The sequence below is a fragment of the Mesorhizobium sp. M2E.F.Ca.ET.209.01.1.1 genome (genome assembly GCF_004010375.2).
Taxonomy (GTDB): domain Bacteria; phylum Pseudomonadota; class Alphaproteobacteria; order Rhizobiales; family Rhizobiaceae; genus Mesorhizobium.
The window spans coordinates 1-350 of the sequence record NZ_SADP02000551.1 but is presented as its reverse complement, the minus strand read 5'-3'; the positions used below and the strand labels follow the sequence as shown (position 1 = coordinate 350).

Annotated in this window: 1 pseudogene; it reads left to right on the top strand. The window is 72.9% G+C overall.

Annotated features, from left to right (window positions below):
• Positions 1 to 350 (top strand): annotated as a pseudogene (locus tag EN852_RS36870) (hypothetical protein); the annotation flags it as partial.

Sequence of the window (350 nt, the reverse complement as noted above, 5' to 3'; positions counted from 1 at the left end):
CTCCGCCTGACCTTCCAGCGGTCCGCCGGCGGCTGGGACGTCAGCGGACAGCTCGACCAGGGCACCGCCGCGACGGGTTCGGTCACCTTCGACGGCACCGGCAAGCTCACCGGCGGTGGCACGCTGAACGTCGGCGGCATCGCGGTCGACCTGTCGCAGCTCACCGGCTACGCGTCGCTCGACACGGCCTCGATCGCCTCGCAGAACGGCGCCGCCGCCGGGGCGCTGCAGGGCTACTCGATCGCGAAGGACGGCACGCTCGTCGGGACGTTCTCGAACGGCGCCTCGCTCGCGATCGGCCGCATCGCCCTCGCCACCTTTGCGAACCCCGCCGGGCTCGAGAAGACCGG